Source organism: Vitreimonas sp., assembly GCF_035627415.1.
In the GTDB taxonomy this organism is placed as follows: Bacteria; Pseudomonadota; Alphaproteobacteria; order Caulobacterales; family Aquidulcibacteraceae; genus Vitreimonas.
This window is the reverse complement of record NZ_DASPLU010000020.1, coordinates 22,295-42,293: the sequence shown is the minus strand read 5'-3', so window position 1 is coordinate 42,293 and position 19,999 is coordinate 22,295. Positions and strand designations below refer to the sequence as shown.

The window sequence follows — 19,999 nt, the reverse complement described above, 5'->3', positions numbered from 1 at the left end:
CCACCGAGCTATGGCCCGAGGCACGCTCGGCCATCGTGCTCGGTGTGAACTACGGGCCCGAACAAGACCCGCTGGAAATCCTCGATCATCCGGACCGCGGCGCCATCTCGGTCTATGCGCGGGGCGACGACTACCACGCGGTGGTGAAGGGGCGGCTGAAGACCTTCGCCGGCTGGGCCAAGGCCAAGTTCGGCGGCGAGGTGAAGGTGTTCATCGACACTGCGCCGCTGATGGAGAAGCCGCTGGCTGAGCGCGCCGGGCTGGGCTGGCAGGGCAAGCACACCAACCTGGTCAGCCGCGAGCATGGCTCGTGGCTGTTCCTCGGGGCGATCTACACCACGCTGCCGTTCGCGCCGGACGCGCCGCACATCGAACGGTGCGGCTCGTGCAGGGCGTGCCAGGCCGCCTGCCCGACCGACGCCTTCCCCGCGCCGTTCAGGCTCGATGCGCGGCGCTGCATCTCGTACCTGACGATCGAGCACAAGGGAGCGATCCCGGAGGTGTTCCGCGCGGCGATCGGCAACCGCATCTATGGCTGTGACGATTGCCTGGCGGTGTGCCCGTGGAACAAGTTCGCGGCGCAAGCGCGCGAAAACCGTATCGGCATGCGCGCGGATCTGCGTCTCGCGCCGCTCGCCGAACTCGCCGCGCTCGACGACGCCGCCTTCCGCGCGCGCTTCGCTGGCACGCCTGTGAAGCGTACGGGCCGCGACCGGTTCGTGCGCAACGTGCTCGTCGCCATCGGCAATTCCGGCGACGCCGATCTCGCCTCCGCGGCGATCGCGCGGCTCGGCGATAATTCAGCGCTGGTGCGCGGCATGGCCGTCTGGGCGTGCCGGCGCCTGCTTGACGCCGGGGCCTTCCAGCGCCTCAAATCCGAGCAGGCGCCGCGCGAGACTGAGGCGAGCGTGGCTGAGGAATGGCATGAGCCCTGACGAAGAGAATCCCGAACGTGAAGGCGAGCCGCCGCGCCCAAGTGAACCCGCAGCGGGAGGAGAGTCCGAGCCGAGCGAGCCGCCGTCCGAAGCGGACGATCACGAACCTCTGTACGATCCGAGGCCGCAGCCGCCTGAACCGGCGCCGCCGCCGCCGCGTTACGAGCGGATGCCTGAACCGCCGCCGCGTGAGGAACCTTTGTTCGGCGACGCCGAGATTCCGCTGCCGCCGCGCACGCCGCGGCGCAGCGATCGCCAGCGCGCGCGCGATGCGCGCACCAATCTCGATCTCGACCTCAGCCGCATCAAGCGGCGCAAGCGCTTCGGGCTGTTCAACACGCTCGTCTCGGTGATCTTCATCGCTTTCGTGCTGATCCCGGTGTCCTGGGCGGGCGCCTATCTCTTCTTCGATCCGCCGGCGACGATCCTGATGCTGCAGCGCGCGGCGGAAGGAGAGACCATCCGGCACTATCCGGTGCCGCTCGAGCGCATCTCGCCGCACATGGTGCGCGCGGTGATCGCGGCCGAGGACGGCAATTTCTGCACTCATGACGGCTTCGACGTCGAAGCGATTCAGCGTGCGATGCGCTCGAACGCGCGCGGCGGGAATGTGCGCGGCGGCTCGACCGTGAGCCAGCAGACGGCGAAGAATCTGTTTCTCTGGCCTGAGCGCTCTTGGGTGCGCAAAGGCTTCGAAACCTACTTCACGGCGCTGATCGAGTTCATGTGGCCGAAAGAGCGCATCATGGAGGCGTACCTGAACGCCGCCGAGTGGGGCGACGGCAATTTCGGCATCGAGGCTGCGGCGCGCGCCCGCTTCGGCGTCTCGGCCGAGGACCTGACGCCGCTGCAGGCCGCGCGCCTCGCCGCCGTGCTGCCCAATCCGAACCGCTGGAGCGCCGACAATCCGGGTCCGTATGTGCGCCGCCGTTCCGCGGCTTTGGTCGGCCGCGCGCGTGTGGTGCGCAACGAAGGGCTGGCCGGCTGCGTCCTTGAAAGTGACCGGCGTAACTAGTTTTCGCCTCGACAGGACTTTTCACTGCAACTCTGTTGCGAGTGCGATATGGTGAATGTCGCCTCGGGGGAGAGTGCGATGAATATGATCCTGATTATCGCCGTCGCGGTCGTGCTGGTCGCGCTGATCGCCGCCGCCGCCTTCGTCATCACGCGCTATTACGAAGCCCGCTATGACCGCACCTACATGACGCACAATGAGCGCGGCTTCAAACGCGCGCTCGAAGGCAAGGTGGTGCTGTGGGACGTCGAAGAGGCCGTCGTCAAAGGGCCCGAGGCCCCGCACATCGAGTTCGTCGCGCTCGATCCGTCGACGGGCGGTCGGCGCATGGTGCGGCTGCTTGATCCAAGGACCGGGTCGGTCAACCTGCGCCCGCAATATTGCGCGCCGCTGCCTTTCGAGGCGGTCACCGCCGACAGCCACCGCGTCATCGTCGATGCGCGCGTGCAGTTCAGCCTGAACCGGCGGCTGCTGAAGCACGTCTACGAAATCCAGGAATTCAGCCTCGCTCTGGATTCGCGCATCCAAAGCGCGTTTCGCTCCGAAATCGGCAAGCGCAAGGACGAAGAACTGCGCGCCGCCTTGCATGAAGTCGAACGCGCCGCGATCGAGCACTTGCGCCAAGCCGAAGCCGAAGGCGACGAGGCGGGCGAACCCGGCATGGCGCTCGGCGTCAACTTCCACACCGCGAACTTCACGTACACGCAGCCGGACGAATTCGCCGTCAACGCCTCGCCCGGCGCGAGCGTCGTCACCGCCGGCCCGGGCGGGACGCCCGCCGTCATCGACGCCGCGCGCGCAGCGATGCGGGCGCAAGGCGTGCTGGCGCTCCGGCCGCAGCAGATCGATCAGCTGGCCGATGTCTTCGCCGATCGCGATCCGGCCTCGACCGCCGCGATCCTGACGCTGCTCGAGATGCAGACGCGCCAGAACATCGCCGAAGCTCTGGCTTCGTCGGGTCAGCTGGTCGTGGTGACGCCGCAGGAGCTCGGCCTCATCAGCGCCGCCGCCCAGCGCGAAGCCGCTGCGCGCGTGCAGCGCAACGGCGCCGCCTACGAGCCGGTCCCTCCGCCGGTAACCAACGGCGGCATCCGCCCGGCGCTCTAAGCCTGCGACCCCCGCTTGCCGTCACCGGGGCGGGCCTGTCATGACAGAGCCCGCGCCCCGGGGGGCGGGACTTGAGATGAGGCTGGCGTGGATAATCTAAGGCTGCTGCTTAGCGTCGCGGCTTTCATCGGCATGATCGTGCTCTGCGTGATCGGCTGGAACTATGGCGGCATGGGCGGCCTGATCGGCGGCGGTCTCGGCTTTCTGGTCCGGCTTGGCGGGCGCGGCCTCGATTGGAGCGAGCGGCTCGGCAACGGCTATGTCGGCGCGCTGATGGGGATGCCGGTGGGGCTTTTGATCGGCGGCGCCTACGCGGTCGGCGTGCCGTACCTGATCGCGGCCATCAATAGCGGCAGCTGAGCCGCCGCAATAAAAGCCAGATCGAAGCGCCATCCTTCGCCTCGCCAGGAGGAGGAGGGTTCTTGCGATGCGCCTGTTCATTGCGCTTGCGGCTGCGTGCGGAGTGCTGACGGCGCCCGCGCTGGCGCAAGAGAAGCTGCGCCCGACAACCGAAGCGCAGATCGATTATCGGAGCTTCCGCGGGCTCACCGGCGAAGTGGAGGCCTATCGCGCCGAGAGGCTGATCTCACTCGCCGACTTCCAGCGGATGGCGCGCGAGCCCGGCACGATCGTTCTCGACGCGCGCTCGGCCGACGCCTACGCCCAAGGTCACATCGAAGGCGCGGTCAATCTGCCCTTCACGGATTTCACCGATCAATCCTTGCGCGCCGCGCTCCGCGATCCCGGCGTGCGGATCCTGATCTACTGCAACAACAATTTCTCGAACAACGCAGCGCCCGTGGTGCTGAAGCGGGTGGAGCTCGCGCTCAACATCCAGACCTTCATCAATCTCTACGGCTACGGTTATCGCAACGTCTACGAACTCGGCGATGTCGTTGATTTCAACGATCCCGAAGTCGGGTGGGTGCGCGGATTAGATGTTAGGTGATGGGGTGTTGGGTGTGAGCGGCGCCGAGCAGGTCACCGAACACCTAACACCCATCACCCAGCACTATTCCGCGAACAACCGCACCGTCGCCGTCCGGCGGCGGAAGCTCGTTTCTTCATAGAGCATCGACACCGTCGTGATGTTGCGCTCGTCGCCTTCGAGGTCGATGGCGCGCGTGCATTGGCCCGGATTGATGCGCTGGCGCACGCCGACGTCCTGATGTCCGCCATTGGCGAAGCGGACATCGAGATCGATGAAATGCACCGGGTTGCGATAGACGCAGAGCTTGATGCGGTCGAACCGGCGCGGCCCCTCGACGACGATGGTGTCGCGATCGGTGCGGTCACGCACTTCACGCACGCCGATCTGCGTCCAGGCTTCGGCTGGCGGCGCCGACGCGCACGCGGCGACGGCCAAAAACGCACCCATGGCAATGGCTTTGAACTTCACTTGGCGCCTCCCAGGCGACATCCCTCACCCTGGCTCAAACGGGCCAAGTGAGCGCTTCCGTCGCTGGGGCGGGCGAAATTTCGGCTACGCTATTGCTCGTCCACCGGCGCGCCGGTGCGCTTGCTCTCGCGCACGTGGCCGAGCACCAGCGCAGCGCTGACGCGATCGTCTTCGGTGGCCGCCAGCGTGAACGCCTGCTGCGCGTCGGCCTCGGCGAGGTCGAACGAGTTCTGATGCATCCGCGCCGACGCGCGCAGCCGCAGCGCCAGCGCATCGTTCGGACGCAGGTCGAGCGCGCGGGAGAGATCCTCTTCCGCGTGGCGCCAGTCTTCTTCCATAGCGTAGGCCCGCGCGCGATCGACCAGCAGGTCCGGCAGCTGCGTGGGGTCGCTCTCGATGGTGCTGATGGCGCGGGTGAAGGAGGCGCGCGCCCGCGCCGGTTCGCGCCCGAGCAGCCACGCGTTGCCGGCTTGGCTGAACAGTTCAGCCCGCGTCGCCGTCTCGGCCGGATTCACCGCCGACCCCAATGAGTCCAACCGCCGGGCGCCTTCCGCGTAGCGGTTCTGCGCAACCAGAGCCATCGCGGCGCACCGATATGCGCCGACCGACTGCACCTCGGCGGCCCAGGCCATCGCCTCTTCGTAGGCGCGCTCGGCGTCGTCATCGATCATCGCGACGCACTGGCTGAAGCGCTCAGCGGTGCGCGCGGCCGCGCCGCCCGCGTCGGGCGTCGCCGTCTGCATCAAAGCGAACGGCAGCAACAGGCTGGCGAATGCGGTCATCATGCGTGCGTAACTCCCCGGACCAAGGCGTAAAAAGCGATGCCCGAAGCGAAAGGTGATGCCAAGCGCCTCGCTCAGGGCAGGGGCAGATGCTGCAGCGCCGCCTCGACTTGGCCCCACGGCGGTGGCTCTACTAACAGGCGAAACTTGGCCCGCAGAAGGCGGGCGAAAGCGCGTCTTTAACGAATAGCAGCGCCAAGCTCGGCAAAATCGTGTCTAAACATCGGTTTAGCCGAAACGGGCGCAGTCGGGCGACGGCGAAGCATTGCAAGAAGGTCACATCCCGCGGGTTCTGCAAGTCACGCCTGAGCTGAACGCTGGCGGCGTGGAGCGGACTACGCTTGAAATAGCGGAGGCGATCAGCCGCGCCGGGGGGCTCGCTTTGGTCGCTAGCGCCGGCGGCCGTCTCGAGCCGGACCTCGAGACGGCCGGCGGCGAGCTGATCAAGCTCCCGCTCCAAACCAAGAACCCGTTCGTCGCCATCGCCAATGCGTGGAAGCTCGGCGCGCTGGCGCGGCAGCGGCGCGTCGACATCATCCATGCGCGCTCGCGCGCGCCAGCCTGGAGCGCGTTCTTCGCGGCGCGGCTCACCGGCAAGCCGTTCGTGACAACGTTCCACGGCATCTACAATTTTCGTTCGCCGCTGAAGCGCTTCTACAATTCGATCATGACGCGCGGCGACGCCGTCATCGCCAACTCGCACTACACGCGCGAGCACATCCTCGAGAATTACGATGTCGAACCGCAGCGCATCACCGTGATCCCGCGCGGCGTCGATCTTGCTCAGTTTGACCGCAGCAAGGTCCCGACGAGCGAGATCGAGATCACGCGCGGGGATTGGGGGCTCGCACCGCAGGACGCGCGCTGCGTCGTCATCGCGCCCGCGCGGCTGACGCGCTGGAAAGGCCAGCTCGTGCTGATCGAAGCGGTGCGGATGATCGAAGCGCGCCGGCCCGGCGCGCTCAAGGTGGTGCTCGCCGGCGACCCGCAGGGGCGGCAAGGGTACGTGACTGAATTGAAGGCGGCGATCGAGGCCGCCGGCTTACAGGAAGTTGTCCTGATCGCGGGGCACATCTCTCATATGCCGACGGCGTTCGCGGCGGCGGATATCGCCGTGTTCCCGGTGATCGAAGCGGAAGCGTTCGGCCGCGGCGCAGTGGAAGCGCAGGCGATGGGCGTGCCGGCCATCGCCAGCAATCTCGGCGGCTTCACCGAAACGATCGTCGAGGGCGAAACCGGGTTCCTTGTCCCGCCCGGCGCCGCGCAAGCCTTGGCCGGGGCGATCGAGCGGACCATGGACCTCGGCCGCGACGCGCGCGCCGAAATGGGACGCCAAGGCCAGCGGCGCGTGCAGAACCTGTATTCTAAGACAGCGCTCCAAACCGCCACATTAGCTGTTTACCAACGGCTTTTGCGCGATGCCGAGCAGCGCAAGACAGTTACGAAGCACGAGCCGGTGCTGTAAAAAGCTGCGGCGAGGAGTCGGGGAATGATCTGGCGCAAGTCTGCTGCGTCGTCCGATAGCGAAACGAATTCCGCCAAGCGCGTGCTGGTGATCCAGCTCGGCGGCCTGGGCGCGTTCGTAATGGCTTTGGCCGCGGCCAAGCGCATCCGCGAACACCACGTCGGCGCGCGCATCACGCTGCTGACGACGGAAGCGACCAAGGAGCTCGCCGAGAAGGCGCCGTATTTCGACACGGTCGAAGCCGACGGCAAGCCGACTGAGCCGCAAGCGATCACCAAACTGATCGCCCGTATCCGCGCCGCCAAATACGACATGATCTACGACCTCGAAGGGTCGAGCCGCACGAACAACTATTTCCAAGGTCTTAGACCGTGGCCGCCGAAATGGTCCGGCCCGACGCCGGGCGCCAGCCACACCTTCCTTGATGCCGCGCGCACGCAGATGCATCCGCTCGACCGCTATGCCGCGCAGCTGGCGGCGGCTGGATTGCCGCCCGAGCCGGTGATGTCGGACCTGACTTGGGTGCGGCACGTGCTGCGCGATCCCCCCCGCCTCAGCCCCGACTATTTCGGCATTCGCGGGCCCTACATCGTGCTGCTGCCGCGCGGCTCCAACGCCGATCCCGCACGTCGGTGGGACGATGCGAAGTACGCCGACCTCGCACGCCGCGCCGCCTCGCAGGGCGTGACGCCTGTCGTACTCGGCGGCGCCGACGAGCGCCCGGCCGGCGCCGCGGTCGCGAAGCTCGAGCCGCGGGCCAAAAACCTCGTCACCCGCCCCGATCTCTTCCAGACCGTCGGCCTGCTCGAGCGCGCCGCCTTTGCGGTGGGCGACGATGTGGACCTGATGCACATGGCCGCAGCCACTGGCGTGCCCTGTCTCGTCTTCCTGTCCGCGCTCAGCCATCCCGAACTCAGCGCGCCGCGCGGCCGCGGCGGCGTCGTCACGCTGACCGCCTCGGTCATCTCCGACCTGCCGGTGGAGCAGGTGGAGCGCCAACTCCGCAATTGCGGCGTCCTGCGCCAAGCCGCGACGGCTTGATGAAACCGCCCGTAAAGGCAATATTCCGTCCGCTGAGTCCGCGTCCCCAGGGGCGCGGACTGCGCGTGTCTTATCAACAGCAACAGGAGAATGCCCGATAGCTAGACGTCCGTACGCCGCGCCGCCGCCCTCGAAGGATGGCCCGCGGGTGAACGAGGAGATCCGCGGCGTTCCGCGCGTGCTCCTCATCGATGCAGAAGGGGAAAAGCAGGGCGAAATGCCGATCTCCGCCGCGCTCGAAGCAGCGCGCGAAGCGGGCCTCGACCTGGTCGAGGTGGCGCCCCAATCCGTGCCGCCCGTCTGCAAGATTCTCGACTACGGCAAGTTCCGGTTCGAGGAGCAGAAGAAAAAGGCCGAGACGCGCAAGAAGGCCAAGCGCGTCGAGCTCAAGGAAATCAAGGTCCGTCCGAACATCGACGACCACGATTACGAAGTGAAGATGAAGGCCATTCACCGCTTCTTCGAAGAAGGCGACAAGGTGAAGGTCACATTGCGCTTCCGCGGCCGCGAGATGGCGCACACGCACCTCGGCATGGAGCTGCTCGACCGGATGCGCAACGAGCTCGACGGCATCGCCAAGGTCGAGCACGAGCCGCGCTTCGAAGGCCGCCAGGTCGTGATGGTGATGGCGCCGCGGGCGTAACCGCGGCGCCATCAGCCGCCGTTCAGCTGTGGCCGATAGCTTGCCGCGACTAAGGAGTGTGTTCGATGCGCGCTGTTTTGTTTGCGGCTCTCGCTTTGGCGGCCTGCGCTTCGCCGGCTGGCGGCGCGCCTGAGCAAGCGCAGCTGCCCCAGCACATCCGCGAAGACCTCGCCCAGCGCAACGCCGCTTTATCTGAAGCCGGCGTCGTCGCCGCGCGCCTCAACGAAACCGCCGATCTCGGTGGCGGTCTCCGCGTGCGCCCGCTTGAAGTGCTCGAAGACAGCCGCTGCCCGCAGAACGCGCGCTGCGTCTGGGCCGGCCGCCTGCGCCTGCGCGTGACGGTCGAAGGCGTCGGCGAGCGCGAGCTGACGCTGGATGAAGCCGCGGTCGAGACGCCGCACGGTTCGTTTGCGCTCATGGCTGTTTCGCCCGGGCCATGGACCGATTGGTCCGAACACCAACGGCCGCCGTACCGCTTCGGCTTTCGCCGCGGCTAAGCCGCGCGCCCATACCGCCGCGCCGTCAGCCCCAAGTTCACGAACAGCAGCGCCAGCGCACCGCCCGCGCCAATCGCGTTGATCAGCGGGACCTTGTCCGGGTTCTGATCGGCCCAACTCAGCGCGCGTCCGCTGACGTCCTGCGCCGCCGCCGCGTCGCGGATCTGCGCCGCCTGTTCGCCGGCGAGGCCGAGATCCAAGTTCGGTAGGCCGATGCTGGCGAAGGTCCAATCGCCGAGCAGCGGCAGCTGGGTCGGCGAATAGAGCAGATTGACCCCGAACGCGATCAGCAGCGCCGCCAGCACGGCCGTCACGGCCGGCGCTCCGGCGATGGCTTTAAGGGCGGTGGAAAGCTTCGCCTTCTCCGCGCGCACCATGGCCTTGGCTTCGTCGAGCGATCGGGGCTGTCGCACGGACCCATCCTCCCAGAGCTTCAGAACTCTAGGGGACCAGCGCCCGCCCCGCCAGCGGGCTCAGCGGGTGTCGCGGTCCTCGCCCTTGCGGCCGCCCAGCTCGGACAGCCGCTTGAAAGCCTGCGCCCATTGCAGCCGCCAAAGCCTGCGTTCGGCGCTTTCGGCGCGAGCCGCAGCCCGCGCCAATTCCTCCGCGGTCCGCGAGGACGGATGGTCTTTTTCCGGATCGTGCGCCACAGCGTCGCCACCGTACTGCGCCCCCACGTTGCCAAAGCGCAACTTGCCTGTGAGTTCCCTCGTCAGCTGCAGATGGATTGCCAGACGGTAAGGCGCCCCCCTCTGGCCGCTTGTTCCGGCCCCGGCCCCGTGCTAGACGCCCCGCCTTCATGGGGCGGCCCGGCTAAACGGCATGCCGTGGCGGCCCTTTCGCGCGCCCAGCGCGCCTCGATCCGACTGGAGGATGAAATGCCGAAACTGAAGACCAAGAGCGGCGTGAAAAAGCGCTTCAAGCTCACGGCTTCGGGCAAGGTGAAGGCCGGCGTCGCCGGCAAGCGCCACCGCCTGATCAGCCACAACGCGAAGTACATTCGTCAGAACCGCGGCACCGACGCGCTGGCCAAGCCGGACGCCGACCGCGTGAAGCTGTGGATCCCCTACGGGCTCGACTAACCCTCAAACTGACGGAGTACTGACATGGCACGCGTCAAAGGGGGCGTCACCGCCCACGCTCGCCACAAGAAAGTTCTGAAGAAGGCGAAGGGCTATTATGGCCGCCGCAAGAACACCTTCCGCACCGCCAACGCGGCGGTGGAGAAGGCCGGCCTCTACGCCTATCGCGACCGCAAAGCCAAGAAGCGCGTTTTCCGCGCGCTCTGGATCCAGCGCATCAACGCCGCGGTGCGGGAAGAGGGCCTCACCTATTCCCGATTTATCAGCGGGCTCGCCAAGGCGGGCATCGAGCTGGACCGCAAGGTCATGGCCGACATCGCCATGAACGAGCCCGCGGCTTTCAAGGGTCTTGTTGCGCAAGCCCAAGCCGCACTGAAGTGACTCCTCCTCCCCCGCATGCGGGGGAGGTCCCGAGCGAAGCGAGGGGGAGGGGGTAAGTCCCTCTTAGAACGTGGCGCCTCAGCCCCCTCAGTCACGCTTCGCGTGACAGCTCCCCCGCACGCGGGGGAGCAGTTGAGGCGGCTCGATATGACCACTGACCTTCAAGCTCTCGAACGCGACCTCATCGCGCGCATCGAGCAGGCCAACGACGAAGCCTCCCTCGAAGCCCTGCGCGTCGAAGCGCTCGGCAAGCAGGGCAGCATCTCGGCGCTCATGAAGGGCCTGGGCGCGATGAGCCCGGACGAGCGTAAGACGTTCGGCGCGGCGCTCAACGTCCTCAAAGACAAGGTCACCGAAGCCATCGTCACCAAGAAGGCGGCGCACGCGGAAGCTGCGCTCGATCGCCAGCTTCAGGCCGAAGCGGTGGACGTGACGCTGCCGCCGGTTCGTCCTCGCCTCGGCACGATCCATCCGGTTTCCCAAGTGATGGAAGAACTCGCCGCCATTTTCGGCGAGATGGGCTTCTCGGTTGAAGAAGGCCCGGACATCGAGACCGACTTCAACAATTTCACCGCGCTCAACTTCCCTCCGAACCACCCGGCGCGCGAAACGCACGACACCTTCTTCCTCGATGCGAAGGGCGAAGACGGCGCGCGCAAGGTGCTGCGCACGCACACCTCACCCGTGCAAGTGCGCACGATGCTGAAGCAGAAGCCGCCCATCCGCATGATCTGCATGGGCCGCACGTTCCGCAAAGATTCCGACGCCACCCACACGCCGATGTTCCACCAGATCGAAGGCCTCGTCATCGACGAGACCACGAGCATGGCCGATCTCAAAAGCGTGCTGATCGCCGCGATCAAAGCGTATTTCGAAGTCGACGACGTGCGCCTCAGATTCCGCCCGCACCATTTCCCGTTCACCGAACCGAGCGCCGAAGTCGATGTCGGCTGCGACCGTTCCGGCGGCACGATTAGAATCGGCGCCGGCAACGATTGGCTCGAAATCCTCGGCAGCGGCATGGTGCACCCGAACGTGCTCAAGAATTGCGGCATCGATCCCGACAAATACCAAGGCTACGCCTTCGGCATGGGCATCGATCGCCTCGCCATGCTGAAATACGGCATGCCCGATCTCCGCGACTTCTTCGCCGCCGACACGCGCTGGCTGAAGCATTACGGCTTCAGTCCGTATCTGCTGCCGGGTTTGGCGCAGGGGATCGGGTGATGGTTGTCATCGGATCGCCAACGGCGAACGTGTCGCTGTCCTTCCGAGGTCGGCACGAAGAGCTCGGCTACATCTTATCTGAGGGCACATTTCAGGTGTCCTCGCTGAGCGGTGCGTTCTCAACGCTTTTGATGGAGCCAGAGCGGTTCATCTCCGACCTAGAGAGGATGGACAAGACACTAACCGGAAACTCAACGCTCTCGGGAATTGACCAGGAAGTCGCCATCAGCGTGAGCGTTCGCACGCTCGGTGGTGTCGAAGTGAATGCGCGCTTTGATGACCATCAATCGCATAAGGCAGACATAAGCTTCAGTATGGATCAGACCTATCTCGGCCCGCTTGCGCGCGCTCTCCGCACTGAACTAGGGGCGGCACAATGAAATTCACGCTCTCCTGGCTCAAAGAGCATCTCGCCACCGATGCGAGCATCGCGGCAATCGTCGAAACCATGACCATGACGGGTCTCGAGGTGGAATCCGTCGAGAACGCCGGCGAAAAGCTCGCGCCGTTCACCGTCGCGCGCATCATCAGCGCGGCGAAACACCCGAACGCCGACAAACTCCAAGTCTGCCAAGTCGAAACCGCGCAAGGCCAACTCGAAATCGTCTGCGGCGCGCCCAACGCGCGCGCCGGCCTCGTCACCGCGTTCGCGCCGATCGGCACGACCATCCCGGGCAGCGGCATCACGCTCGAAGCCCGCCCCGTGCGCGGCGTCGTCTCCAACGGCATGCTCTGCTCCGGCGCCGAGCTTGAACTCGACACCGACGCCGACGGCATCCTCGAACTCGATCCCGAGCTTAAAGTCGGAACCCCGCTCGCCGAAGCGCTGGGCTTGAACGATCCGGTGATCGACATCGAAGTCACGCCGAACCGGCCCGATTGGCTCGGCGTCGCCGGCATCGCCCGCGATCTCGCCGCTGCCGGTATCGGCAAGCAAACGACGAAACCGATCCTGCCAATCCCGGGCCGCTATCCGTCGCCGCAAAAAGTCGCGACCGAAAACGCGCACGCGTGCCCGATGTTCGCCGGCCGTTTCATCCGTGGCGTCAAGAACGGCCCGTCGCCCGCGTGGCTGCAGCAGCGTCTGCGCGCCATCGGCCAAAAGCCGATCAGCACGCTGGTCGACATCACCAATCTCATCACCCACGACCGCGGGCGCCCGCTGCACGTCTACGATGCGGGCAAGCTCAGTGGTGTTGTTCGCGCCCGCATGGGCCGCGACGGCGAGAGCTTCAAGGCGCTCAACGGCAACGTCTACAACGTGACGCCGCAAATGTGCGTCATCGCCGACGACGAGCGCGTGCTCGGCCTCGGCGGCGTCATCGGTGGTGAATATTCCGGCGTCAGCGAAACGACCGCGGACATCCTGGTCGAATGCGCACTGTTCGATCCAACGCTTACGCACCAGACCGGCCGCGCGCTCCAGCTCACCACCGACGCGCAGTACCGCTTCGCCCGCGGCGTCGATTCCGGTTTCGTCGTGCCCGGTCTCGAACTCGCAACCCGCATGATCCTCGATCTCTGCGGCGGCGAGCCCAGCGAAATCCAGGTCGCAGGCGCTGAGCCCGCGGCCCCGCAAGCCATCACCTTCAACCCCGACCGCGTGCGCCAGCTCGCCGGCATCGACGTGAAGCCCACGCGGGTGCGCGCCGTGCTGAAAGATCTTGGCTTCGAGGTCACCGGCGAAGGCCAGAGTTCGAAGAACTTCATCGTCCAGCCGCCGACCTGGCGGCGCGATGTCGAAGGCCCGGCCGATCTCGTCGAAGAAGTCGCGCGCATCGAAGGCTACGATAAGATGCCGCTGGTCGATCCGCCGCGCGCGCCGGGCTTCCGCCCGCCGCCGGCGAGCGTCGGCGAAAGCCGCTCGCGCCTCGCCAAGCGCGCCGCCGCGTCGCTCGGCTACAACGAAGCCATCACCTGGAGCTTCTGCTCGCGCGCCCAGGCGCAGGCCTTCGGCGGCGGCGGCGAAGAGATGCTGGTCGCCAACCCGATCGCCAGCGATCTCGATTGCATGCGCCCCACAGCGCTGCCGCAACTGCTCGCCGCCGCGCAACGCAACGCCGACCGCGGTTTCGACGACGCGCGTCTGTTCGAAGCCGGCCCCGCTTACACAAGCACCAGCGACTCCGGCCAGCAGCGCACGCTCGCCGCAATCTGGCGTGCGCGCCCGCCGCGCCACTGGCGCGCGCATCACCAGCCCGACATCTTCGACGTGAAGCGCGACGTGCGTACGATCCTCGAAGCCATCGGCGCGCCGGTCGCTTCGTTGCAAACCGCCAGCGAGGCGCCCGCCCACTGGCGCCCCGGCCGCACCGGCGCGCTGAAGCTCGGCCCCAAAGTGATCGCTTACTTCGGCGAAATTCACCCACGCGCTCTGAAAGCCATCGATGTCGAAGCCCCCGCGCTCGCATTCGAAATTTTCCTCGACGCATTGCCGGCCCCGCGCGCGAAAGGCCGCACCAAGCCGCCGTTGGAAAAGCTCGATCTCCAGCCGCTGACGCGTGACTTCGCCTTCATCGTCGATGACGGCACGCCAGCCGCCGACGTCGTCCGCGCCGCCATCGGCGCCGACAAGCAGCTCATCACCGACGTCAACCTGTTCGACGTCTATCGCGGCGAACGCATGCAGCCCGGCAAGAAATCGCTCGCCATCGAAGTCACGCTGCAGCCACGCGAAAAGACGCTGACCGACGCCGACATCGAAGCGGCCAGCGCCAAAATCGTCAGCGCTGTGATGAAGGCGACGGGCGGCACGCTGCGCGGCTAGAGCATGTTGCGCTCTGTTTGACGCAACAACTCACCCATCCCCGGAGGCTCGCGAAGCGAGCATTCCGCCTGCAAGCGCCGCGCTCTGTGGGATAGACATCCCCTCTATCCCCGCACTTTTCGCCCTAAGCCGTTGAAATCGCGCGACATCGCGAAAAGAAATCCGACGGCGCCGTGGCGGCTGTACAATGCGCCGCATGAAACACCGCCCCTCCGCCATCACAGAGCACAGACTCGCCAGGCTTATCGCCTGGGCGAGACTTGCGCTCGCGTGGCTGGGCGGGATGTGGATCGCCCTGTTCGAGCTCGACCGCCGCCACCCGTTGCACCGTCAGGCGCATGCGGAGTTGACCCGGGCCGCGAACTTCGTCGCCAGCCTCGTCGTCTATCGCGTCTATCTGAACATGGGTCGGCCGCGGCCACGCAGCCTCAGAATTCGCAGTTGGGCGCGCCGCGGGTTTGCCTGCCGCACCCGCGTACGTTCAATTCGGCGCGCCGCCCGCGGCGCTTGGCTGCGCAAGCTGATGCGCCATCGCGACTTGCGCGTGCGCTTCGCTCTCATCGTCAATGCGCTGAACAGCATCGACGCGCTCGCCGTGCGCGCGGCCAAGCGGCTGAAGCGGCGCCTTACGCGTCTGTTCGCCATGCGCGTCGTGCGTCCGCCGCAAGAGGCGCTCGCAACGCTCGCCCGCGTCGCGCCACTCCGCTTCGACACGTCCTGATGCGCGCCTGGCCGTCTCCCATCGTCTTGATCCCCGCGCGAAACACCCGATTCGCGCGGCGCCGCCGCATGCGCGCGACAATGATTGCCGGGGAGGGCGGCCGCGGTCCATATGAGCGCATGCAAGCCTGGATCACACTAGCCGTCGCCGGTCTTCTCGAAATCGTCTGGGCCATCGGCCTCAAATACGCCGACGGCTTCACCAAGCCGCTCGCCAGCGCCGTCACCATCGCCGCCATGATCGCCTCGATGTGGCTGCTCGCCCAAGCCGCCCGCACACTCCCCATCGGCACCGCCTATGCGGTCTGGACCGGCATCGGCGCCGTCGGCGCGGCGCTGCTCGGCATCATGCTGTTCTCCGAAAGCGCCAACGCCATCCGGCTCGGCTGCATCGGCCTCATCGTCGCCGGCATCGTCGGGCTCAAAGTGACGAGCCCAAGCTAGTTCCCGGAACGGTGCGTACGCGCCGGCGTTGCTCCGTTACTCCGGAGTTCCGCCATGATGTACGAAAATCCCAAGAGCACCGCCAAGATCGGCGGCCACCCCATACATCCAATGCTGATCGTGTTCCCGATCGCGTTCTGGATCGGCGCGCTGGTCTGCGACCTCGTCTACGCTAGCAATCCGCACGAGGATTGGGCGCAGGCCGCCGCCTGGCTCACCGGCGCCGGCGTCGTCACCGCGCTCGTCGCCGCGCTCGCCGGCTTCACCGATTTCTTCGGCGACAGCCGCATCCGCGCGCTGCGCGACGCCTGGCGGCACATGGTCGGCAATCTCATCGCCGTGACGCTCGCCGCGGTTTCCTGGGGCGTGCGCCTCTCCGAAGGCGCGGCCGAAGCCGTGCTGCCGTGGGGCCTCACGCTCTCGGCCGCAGTCGGCGTGATCCTGCTCTACACCGGCTGGAAGGGCGGCGAGCTCGCCTATCGCCACCGCGTCGGCGTGATGCAGCCGCCGAGCGACACCATCGCCGATCGCCAGCCGCAGACCATCCGCACCCGCGAACGCATCTGACGCGAGCCCGCTTGTCTCGCCCCTTCGCCCGGCCTTACTAGTCAGACGAGGGGAGGCGAGCGCGCATGCCGCTCATCAAACGCAAGCACGCGACGGCGAAGGCCTACGTCCACGACTGGCTCGAACCGGATCAGCCCGGCGGTATCAATTTCTTCTCCGGCACGATCATCGCGCTGGTGATCGTCAGCCTGTTCTCGCTCGCGATGGAGACCGAGCTGTTGCGCGTCGATTCCGGGCTCGACCGCGCCTGGCTGCCATTGGTGCAGTGGATCAATGTCGCCGTCGTTTGGATATTCGCGCTCGAATTCGCGCTCCGCTTCTGGTCCGAAGGCGAGAACCCGCGCCACGCCGGCGTGATCGGCCGCCTGCGCTTCTTGGCGCAGCCTGTCACCATCGGCGACGTGCTCGCCTTCGCGCCCGAACTGATCGCGATGCTGTTCTTTCCGAGCTACACCGGCATGCTGTTTCCGGCGATGCGCGCGCTTCGGCTCTTCCGCCTGTTCAAGCTCGCGCGCTACGTGCCGGCGTTCGCGATCGTCGGCGCAGCAGTGCGCCGCGCTTGGGCGCCGCTGATGGCTGCGCTCGCGGTCGCCGCGGCGCAGCTCTACATCGCCGCCATGATGCTCTACTTCATCGAAGGCGCGACCAAGCCGCAGGCGTTCGGCTCGATCGCCCGCGCGATGTGGTGGGCGGTCGTCACGCTCACCACTGTCGGCTACGGCGACGTCTATCCGGAAACGCTCTGGGGCCGCGTCGCCGCCGGCCTCGTCGCGCTCGCCGGTGTCGGCATCGTCGCATTGCCGACCGGCATTCTCGCCTCCGCCTTCGCCGAAGAATTTCGCGAACGCCACGAAGCCTCCCAACGCGCCCTCAACGACGCGCAGCAGGAAGCCGCGGAGTGATCAGAACGGATTGAGCCGGCGCCGGCGCGAGTAGGCGAGGTAGCCGATGTTCGCGCCCAGTCTGAAGCCGACGCCCGCGCGCATCGGCGCCAAAGTCACGCCGTTGCGCTCCTGATAGTTCACGCCGACGCCGCCGACGAAATAGGCCGTGCCTTCGACGCCTGGAAAGCGATGGAAAATCTGCTCGGGATCGCTCATGCCGTAGACCAGCGTGAACACCTTCGAGGCGTTGCCGCCGGTGTCGAAGCCGAGTGACGGCCCTTGCCAGTAGACGCGAGTCGCGCCGCCGCGATTCTTCAGCCGGAGCCGCCCGTCGCCGTAACGCAGCCCGACTCCGATGGCGCCGGAGCCTTCTTCGCCTTCGATGTAGCCGTTCGGGCGGCCGAGATCGGAGAACACGTGGCTGACGACGGCGGCGACGCCTTCCGCGCCGGCGCCGAAAAAGCGCTCGGCCGCGTCGACGATCTCCGGCTCGGAATAGGTGTCGTTGTTCTGCGCCAGCGCCGCCGCCGGCAGAAGCGCGCTCGCGCCCAGACCCAGCGCCAACGCGCGGCGTGACATAGCATCGGACATGGCATTCACCCTCAGGTAGGCCCGCACCGCATATGTGGCGCGCGCGACCCTGAGCGCAAGCTGAACGTCTAGGCGGCGCCGCTTTCCGCTTCGAACCGGCCGATGGCCAGGAAGCGTTCGCGACGCTGCTTGCGCAGCTCGTCCGGCGACAGCTGCGCCAGTTCGTCGAGCGAAGCCGCCACCGCCGCGCCGACCGTCGCGATCGCCGCCGCGGCTTCGCGATGCGCTCCGCCGACCGGCTCCTTCAAGATCTCGTCGATCACTTTGAGTTCGTGGAGATCCTGCGCCGTGATCTTCATCGCCGTCGCCGCCTCCTTCGCGCGCGCCGAATCTTTCCACAGGATCGACGCCGCGCCTTCGGGGCTGATCACCGAGTAGATCGAGTGCTCCAGCATCAGCACTTTGTTCGCCGCTGCGATTGCGATCGCGCCGCCGGAGCCGCCTTCGCCGGCGATCACCGCCACCATCGGCACGCCAAGCGTGAGGCAGCGTTCCGTCGAGCGCGCGATCGCTTCGGCTTGGCCGCGCTCTTCGGCGCCGATGCCCGGATAAGCGCCCGCCGTGTCGACGAAGCTGACGACCGGCAGACCGAATTTCTCGGCCAAGTCCATCAGCCGCACGGCCTTGCGATAGCCCTCGGGCCGCGCCATGCCGAAATTGTGCTTCAACCGATCGGCGGTGGTGCGGCCCTTCTCATGGCCCATCACCAGGATCGGCCGGCCGAGAAACTTGCCCGTGCCGCCGAGGATGGCGGAATCTTCGCCATAGTTGCGGTCGCCCGAGAGCTCGACAAAGTCCGTCACCAGCGCTGCGACGTAATCGCGAAAGCGCGGCCGGTCCTGGTGCCGCGCCACCTGCGTCTTCTGCCAGGGATCGAGTTTGGCGTAGATCGCCGCGAGCTGGCTTTCGGCCTTGGTCTTGAGGCGTGACAGCTCAACGCCTTGTGAGATCGCGTCCGCGCCGGAGGCCTCGGCCAAGGCGGCCAGCTCTTCGATCTTGTTTTCGATCTCGGCGACCGGTTTTTCGAAGTCGAGATAGGTGCGCAAAGCGGCTCAAACCCATGGGCCAGACCGGCCCGCCCTGGAAAGCGCCGGACAATACCGACCCGGCCCCATGCTTCAAGGTAAAGCGCCAGCCGGGCTAGGGCGATTGCCAGCCGGCCCGGCGCGTCCCATGCTGCAGGTGCGAGATTGGAGGCTACATGCGCGGCGCTTGCGGATTAGCGACCCCTTCCCCCTTGCGGGGAAGGGGCAGGGGATGGGGGGCGTTCAATCGCGCAGGCGCCGGGGCGTGTTTTGCGCCCCCCCTCCGCCCGCTTCGCGGGCGCCTCCCCCGCAAGGGGGGAGGCTGGAGCGAGCCATGAAACCGCCCCGCCACTTCTTCGCCCCGCTCGCCGCCGGCGCGCCCGCGCCCCTCCGCGAGCTTCCGGTCACCCTGGAGCGGATGATCCATTTCGTGCCGGCCCATAATGAGAAACTCCGGGCCCGCGTCCCCGACCTGGCCAAACAGGTCGACGTCATCCTCGCCAACCTCGAAGACGCGATCCCCGCCGACGCCAAGGACGCCGCCCGCGCCGGCGCCATCGAAATGGGCAAGCGCTTCGATTTCGCCGAGACCGGCGTCGGCTTCTGGAGCCGCATCAACGCGCTCAACTCGCCCTGGCACCTCGACGACGTAACCCAGCTCGTCGCCGAGATCGGCAACCAGCTCGACGTCATCATGGTGCCGAAAGTCGAAGGTCCGTGGGACATCCATTACATGGATCAACTGCTGGCTTTGCTCGAAGCCAAGCACAATGTGAAGCGTCCGATCCTGCTGCACGCCATTCTCGAAACCGCGCAGGGCGTCGCCAATGTGGAAGCCATCGCCGGCGCGAGCCCGCGCATGCACGGCATTTGCCTCGGGCCCGCCGATCTCGCCGCTTCGCGCAAGATGAAAACCACGCGCGTTGGCGGCGGCCATCCTGGCTATCGCGTGCTGAGCGACGCGCAGGAGGGCGCGAGCGAACGTGCTTCCGCGCAGCAGGATCTCTGGCACTACACGTTCGCACGCATGGTCGACGCCTGCGTCATGCACGGACTGAAGCCGATGTACGGTCCGTTCGGCGATTTCGCGGACGCCGCAGGCTGCGAGCAGCAATTCCGCAACGCCTATCTGATGGGCTGCGTCGGCGCCTGGACGCTGCATCCGTCGCAGATCGAGATCGCCAAGCGCGTGTTCACGCCCCACGTCGAAGAGGTGAAACTCGCCAAGCGAATGCTCGACGCCATGCCCGACGGCACGGGCGTCGCCCTCGTCGACGGCAAGATGCTCGACGACGCCACCTGGAAGCAGGCCAAAGTGATCGTGGATCTGGCGAAGCTGGTGGCGGCCAAAGAGCCGGACATGAGGGCGGCTTACGGCCTCGACTGACGTTCGAGACCCCTCGGGAACCGGGACTGATCGTCAAAGT

The 19,999-nt window shown here is 66.7% G+C and carries 25 protein-coding genes; 19 read left to right on the top strand and 6 right to left on the bottom strand.

Features of this window, described 5'->3' with window-relative positions; translation table 11 throughout:
* The 5 genes from queG to VEA80_RS12115 form a co-directional block, all read left to right on the top strand.
* A partial coding sequence (gene queG / locus VEA80_RS12135) for a tRNA epoxyqueuosine(34) reductase QueG (protein ID WP_325061012.1) occupies positions 1-935 on the top strand: 935 nt, incomplete at its 5' end.
* Positions 925-1,950 carry a monofunctional biosynthetic peptidoglycan transglycosylase gene (mtgA, locus tag VEA80_RS12130; RefSeq protein ID WP_325061011.1) on the top strand — a complete coding sequence of 342 codons (1,026 nt, stop codon included), beginning with the start codon at positions 925-927 and terminating at the stop codon, positions 1,948-1,950. The genes queG and mtgA, both read left to right, overlap by 11 nt.
* A 78-nt stretch (positions 1,951-2,028) precedes the next feature.
* On the top strand, positions 2,029-3,057 hold the full coding sequence (locus tag VEA80_RS12125) for a hypothetical protein (RefSeq protein ID WP_325061010.1): 1,029 nt from the start codon (positions 2,029-2,031) through the stop codon (positions 3,055-3,057).
* 87 nt (positions 3,058-3,144) lie between these two features.
* Positions 3,145-3,417 carry a hypothetical protein gene (locus tag VEA80_RS12120; protein ID WP_325061009.1) on the top strand — a complete coding sequence of 91 codons (273 nt, stop codon included), beginning with the start codon at positions 3,145-3,147 and terminating at the stop codon, positions 3,415-3,417.
* A gap of 67 nt (positions 3,418-3,484) precedes the next feature.
* The gene (locus VEA80_RS12115; protein ID WP_325061008.1) at positions 3,485-4,006 is read left to right on the top strand and encodes a rhodanese-like domain-containing protein; all 522 of its coding nucleotides are present in this window, start codon (positions 3,485-3,487) and stop codon (positions 4,004-4,006) included.
* Positions 4,007-4,069: 63 nt separating this feature from the next.
* Here the strand turns inward: VEA80_RS12115 and VEA80_RS12110 are convergent, their stop codons facing one another.
* Positions 4,070-4,456 carry a hypothetical protein gene (locus VEA80_RS12110; RefSeq protein ID WP_325061007.1) on the bottom strand — a complete coding sequence of 129 codons (387 nt, stop codon included), beginning with the start codon at positions 4,454-4,456 and terminating at the stop codon, positions 4,070-4,072.
* Between the two features lie 89 nt (positions 4,457-4,545).
* On the bottom strand, positions 4,546-5,241 hold the full coding sequence (locus tag VEA80_RS12105) for a hypothetical protein (RefSeq protein WP_325061006.1): 696 nt from the start codon (positions 5,239-5,241) through the stop codon (positions 4,546-4,548).
* Positions 5,242-5,503: 262 nt separating this feature from the next.
* On the opposite strand from VEA80_RS12105, the gene VEA80_RS12100 reads away from it, so the two are divergent.
* The 4 genes from VEA80_RS12100 (at position 5,504) to VEA80_RS12085 (ending at position 8,884) form a co-directional block, all read left to right on the top strand.
* Positions 5,504-6,703 (top strand): glycosyltransferase family 4 protein, encoded by a 1,200-nt coding sequence (locus VEA80_RS12100; RefSeq protein ID WP_325061005.1) that lies wholly within the window; start codon positions 5,504-5,506, stop codon positions 6,701-6,703.
* Between the two features lie 24 nt (positions 6,704-6,727).
* On the top strand, positions 6,728-7,744 hold the full coding sequence (locus VEA80_RS12095; RefSeq protein WP_325061004.1) for a glycosyltransferase family 9 protein: 1,017 nt from the start codon (positions 6,728-6,730) through the stop codon (positions 7,742-7,744).
* Between the two features lie 97 nt (positions 7,745-7,841).
* Positions 7,842-8,387, top strand: coding sequence for a translation initiation factor IF-3 (gene infC, locus VEA80_RS12090; protein WP_349257254.1), 546 nt, complete (start codon positions 7,842-7,844; stop codon positions 8,385-8,387).
* 65 nt (positions 8,388-8,452) lie between these two features.
* Positions 8,453-8,884 (top strand): hypothetical protein, encoded by a 432-nt coding sequence (locus tag VEA80_RS12085; protein WP_325061002.1) that lies wholly within the window; start codon positions 8,453-8,455, stop codon positions 8,882-8,884.
* On the opposite strand, the gene VEA80_RS12080 is transcribed toward VEA80_RS12085, so the two are convergent.
* Together VEA80_RS12080 and VEA80_RS12075 are read right to left on the bottom strand one after the other, a co-directional pair.
* Positions 8,881-9,297, bottom strand: a complete 417-nt coding sequence (locus tag VEA80_RS12080) for a hypothetical protein (protein WP_325061001.1) — start codon at positions 9,295-9,297, stop codon at positions 8,881-8,883. The two genes, VEA80_RS12085 and VEA80_RS12080, sit on opposite strands and share 4 nt — an antisense overlap.
* Before the next feature lie 60 nt (positions 9,298-9,357).
* Positions 9,358-9,576, bottom strand: a complete 219-nt coding sequence (locus VEA80_RS12075) for a hypothetical protein (RefSeq protein ID WP_325061000.1) — start codon at positions 9,574-9,576, stop codon at positions 9,358-9,360.
* Positions 9,577-9,762: 186 nt separating this feature from the next.
* On the opposite strand from VEA80_RS12075, the gene rpmI reads away from it, so the two are divergent.
* From rpmI to VEA80_RS12030, 9 genes are all read left to right on the top strand, one after another.
* A complete protein-coding gene (gene rpmI, locus VEA80_RS12070) occupies positions 9,763-9,966 on the top strand; it encodes a 50S ribosomal protein L35 (RefSeq protein WP_325060999.1) in 204 nt (67 codons plus the stop codon).
* Positions 9,967-9,990: 24 nt separating this feature from the next.
* Positions 9,991-10,347: a 50S ribosomal protein L20 gene (gene rplT / locus VEA80_RS12065; protein WP_325060998.1), complete on the top strand. Its 357-nt coding sequence runs from the start codon at positions 9,991-9,993 to the stop codon at positions 10,345-10,347.
* Between the two features lie 147 nt (positions 10,348-10,494).
* Positions 10,495-11,574, top strand: a complete 1,080-nt coding sequence (gene pheS / locus VEA80_RS12060) for a phenylalanine--tRNA ligase subunit alpha (protein ID WP_325060997.1) — start codon at positions 10,495-10,497, stop codon at positions 11,572-11,574.
* Positions 11,574-11,954 carry a WapI family immunity protein gene (locus tag VEA80_RS12055; protein WP_325060996.1) on the top strand — a complete coding sequence of 127 codons (381 nt, stop codon included), beginning with the start codon at positions 11,574-11,576 and terminating at the stop codon, positions 11,952-11,954. Before pheS ends, VEA80_RS12055 begins: the two co-directional genes overlap by 1 nt.
* The gene (pheT, locus tag VEA80_RS12050) at positions 11,951-14,341 is read left to right on the top strand and encodes a phenylalanine--tRNA ligase subunit beta (protein ID WP_325060995.1); all 2,391 of its coding nucleotides are present in this window, start codon (positions 11,951-11,953) and stop codon (positions 14,339-14,341) included. The genes VEA80_RS12055 and pheT overlap by 4 nt, the downstream gene beginning before the upstream one ends.
* A gap of 187 nt (positions 14,342-14,528) precedes the next feature.
* Positions 14,529-15,062 (top strand): hypothetical protein, encoded by a 534-nt coding sequence (locus tag VEA80_RS12045; RefSeq protein ID WP_325060994.1) that lies wholly within the window; start codon positions 14,529-14,531, stop codon positions 15,060-15,062.
* A gap of 119 nt (positions 15,063-15,181) precedes the next feature.
* Positions 15,182-15,505 (top strand): quaternary ammonium compound efflux SMR transporter SugE, encoded by a 324-nt coding sequence (gene sugE, locus VEA80_RS12040; RefSeq protein ID WP_325060993.1) that lies wholly within the window; start codon positions 15,182-15,184, stop codon positions 15,503-15,505.
* A gap of 57 nt (positions 15,506-15,562) precedes the next feature.
* Positions 15,563-16,072, top strand: a complete 510-nt coding sequence (locus VEA80_RS12035) for a DUF2231 domain-containing protein (RefSeq protein ID WP_414731510.1) — start codon at positions 15,563-15,565, stop codon at positions 16,070-16,072.
* Between the two features lie 65 nt (positions 16,073-16,137).
* Positions 16,138-16,974 carry an ion transporter gene (locus VEA80_RS12030; RefSeq protein WP_325060991.1) on the top strand — a complete coding sequence of 279 codons (837 nt, stop codon included), beginning with the start codon at positions 16,138-16,140 and terminating at the stop codon, positions 16,972-16,974.
* Here VEA80_RS12030 and VEA80_RS12025 read toward each other — a convergent pair whose 3' ends face one another.
* Both VEA80_RS12025 and VEA80_RS12020 read right to left on the bottom strand, forming a co-directional pair.
* Entirely contained in the window at positions 16,975-17,547 is a 573-nt protein-coding gene (locus VEA80_RS12025; RefSeq protein WP_325060990.1) for a DUF1134 domain-containing protein, read from the bottom strand.
* Between the two features lie 68 nt (positions 17,548-17,615).
* Positions 17,616-18,593: an acetyl-CoA carboxylase carboxyltransferase subunit alpha gene (locus VEA80_RS12020; RefSeq protein ID WP_325060989.1), complete on the bottom strand. Its 978-nt coding sequence runs from the start codon at positions 18,591-18,593 to the stop codon at positions 17,616-17,618.
* A 313-nt stretch (positions 18,594-18,906) separates the two neighbouring features.
* On the opposite strand from VEA80_RS12020, the gene VEA80_RS12015 reads away from it, so the two are divergent.
* Complete coding sequence (locus tag VEA80_RS12015) at positions 18,907-19,959, top strand: CoA ester lyase (protein ID WP_325060988.1); 1,053 nt, start codon at positions 18,907-18,909, stop codon at positions 19,957-19,959.
* Positions 19,960-19,999: the final 40 nt, after the last annotated feature.

What these genes read in the sequence shown, in the direction of transcription:
- mtgA (WP_325061011.1), top strand. Translation starts at nt 925, where the DNA reads ATGAGCCCTGACGAAGAGAATCCCGAACGTGAAGGCGAGCCGCCGCGC.
- VEA80_RS12125 (WP_325061010.1), top strand. Translation starts at nt 2,029, where the DNA reads ATGAATATGATCCTGATTATCGCCGTCGCGGTCGTGCTGGTCGCGCTG.
- VEA80_RS12115 (WP_325061008.1), top strand. Translation starts at nt 3,485, where the DNA reads ATGCGCCTGTTCATTGCGCTTGCGGCTGCGTGCGGAGTGCTGACGGCG.
- VEA80_RS12105 (WP_325061006.1), bottom strand. Translation starts at nt 5,241, where the DNA reads ATGATGACCGCATTCGCCAGCCTGTTGCTGCCGTTCGCTTTGATGCAG.
- VEA80_RS12095 (WP_325061004.1), top strand. Translation starts at nt 6,728, where the DNA reads ATGATCTGGCGCAAGTCTGCTGCGTCGTCCGATAGCGAAACGAATTCC.
- VEA80_RS12085 (WP_325061002.1), top strand. Translation starts at nt 8,453, where the DNA reads ATGCGCGCTGTTTTGTTTGCGGCTCTCGCTTTGGCGGCCTGCGCTTCG.
- rpmI (WP_325060999.1), top strand. Translation starts at nt 9,763, where the DNA reads ATGCCGAAACTGAAGACCAAGAGCGGCGTGAAAAAGCGCTTCAAGCTC.
- rplT (WP_325060998.1), top strand. Translation starts at nt 9,991, where the DNA reads ATGGCACGCGTCAAAGGGGGCGTCACCGCCCACGCTCGCCACAAGAAA.
- pheS (WP_325060997.1), top strand. Translation starts at nt 10,495, where the DNA reads ATGACCACTGACCTTCAAGCTCTCGAACGCGACCTCATCGCGCGCATC.
- VEA80_RS12055 (WP_325060996.1), top strand. Translation starts at nt 11,574, where the DNA reads ATGGTTGTCATCGGATCGCCAACGGCGAACGTGTCGCTGTCCTTCCGA.
- pheT (WP_325060995.1), top strand. Translation starts at nt 11,951, where the DNA reads ATGAAATTCACGCTCTCCTGGCTCAAAGAGCATCTCGCCACCGATGCG.
- VEA80_RS12045 (WP_325060994.1), top strand. Translation starts at nt 14,529, where the DNA reads ATGCGCCGCATGAAACACCGCCCCTCCGCCATCACAGAGCACAGACTC.
- sugE (WP_325060993.1), top strand. Translation starts at nt 15,182, where the DNA reads ATGCAAGCCTGGATCACACTAGCCGTCGCCGGTCTTCTCGAAATCGTC.
- VEA80_RS12035 (WP_414731510.1), top strand. Translation starts at nt 15,563, where the DNA reads ATGTACGAAAATCCCAAGAGCACCGCCAAGATCGGCGGCCACCCCATA.
- VEA80_RS12030 (WP_325060991.1), top strand. Translation starts at nt 16,138, where the DNA reads ATGCCGCTCATCAAACGCAAGCACGCGACGGCGAAGGCCTACGTCCAC.
- VEA80_RS12025 (WP_325060990.1), bottom strand. Translation starts at nt 17,547, where the DNA reads ATGTCCGATGCTATGTCACGCCGCGCGTTGGCGCTGGGTCTGGGCGCG.
- VEA80_RS12015 (WP_325060988.1), top strand. Translation starts at nt 18,907, where the DNA reads ATGAAACCGCCCCGCCACTTCTTCGCCCCGCTCGCCGCCGGCGCGCCC.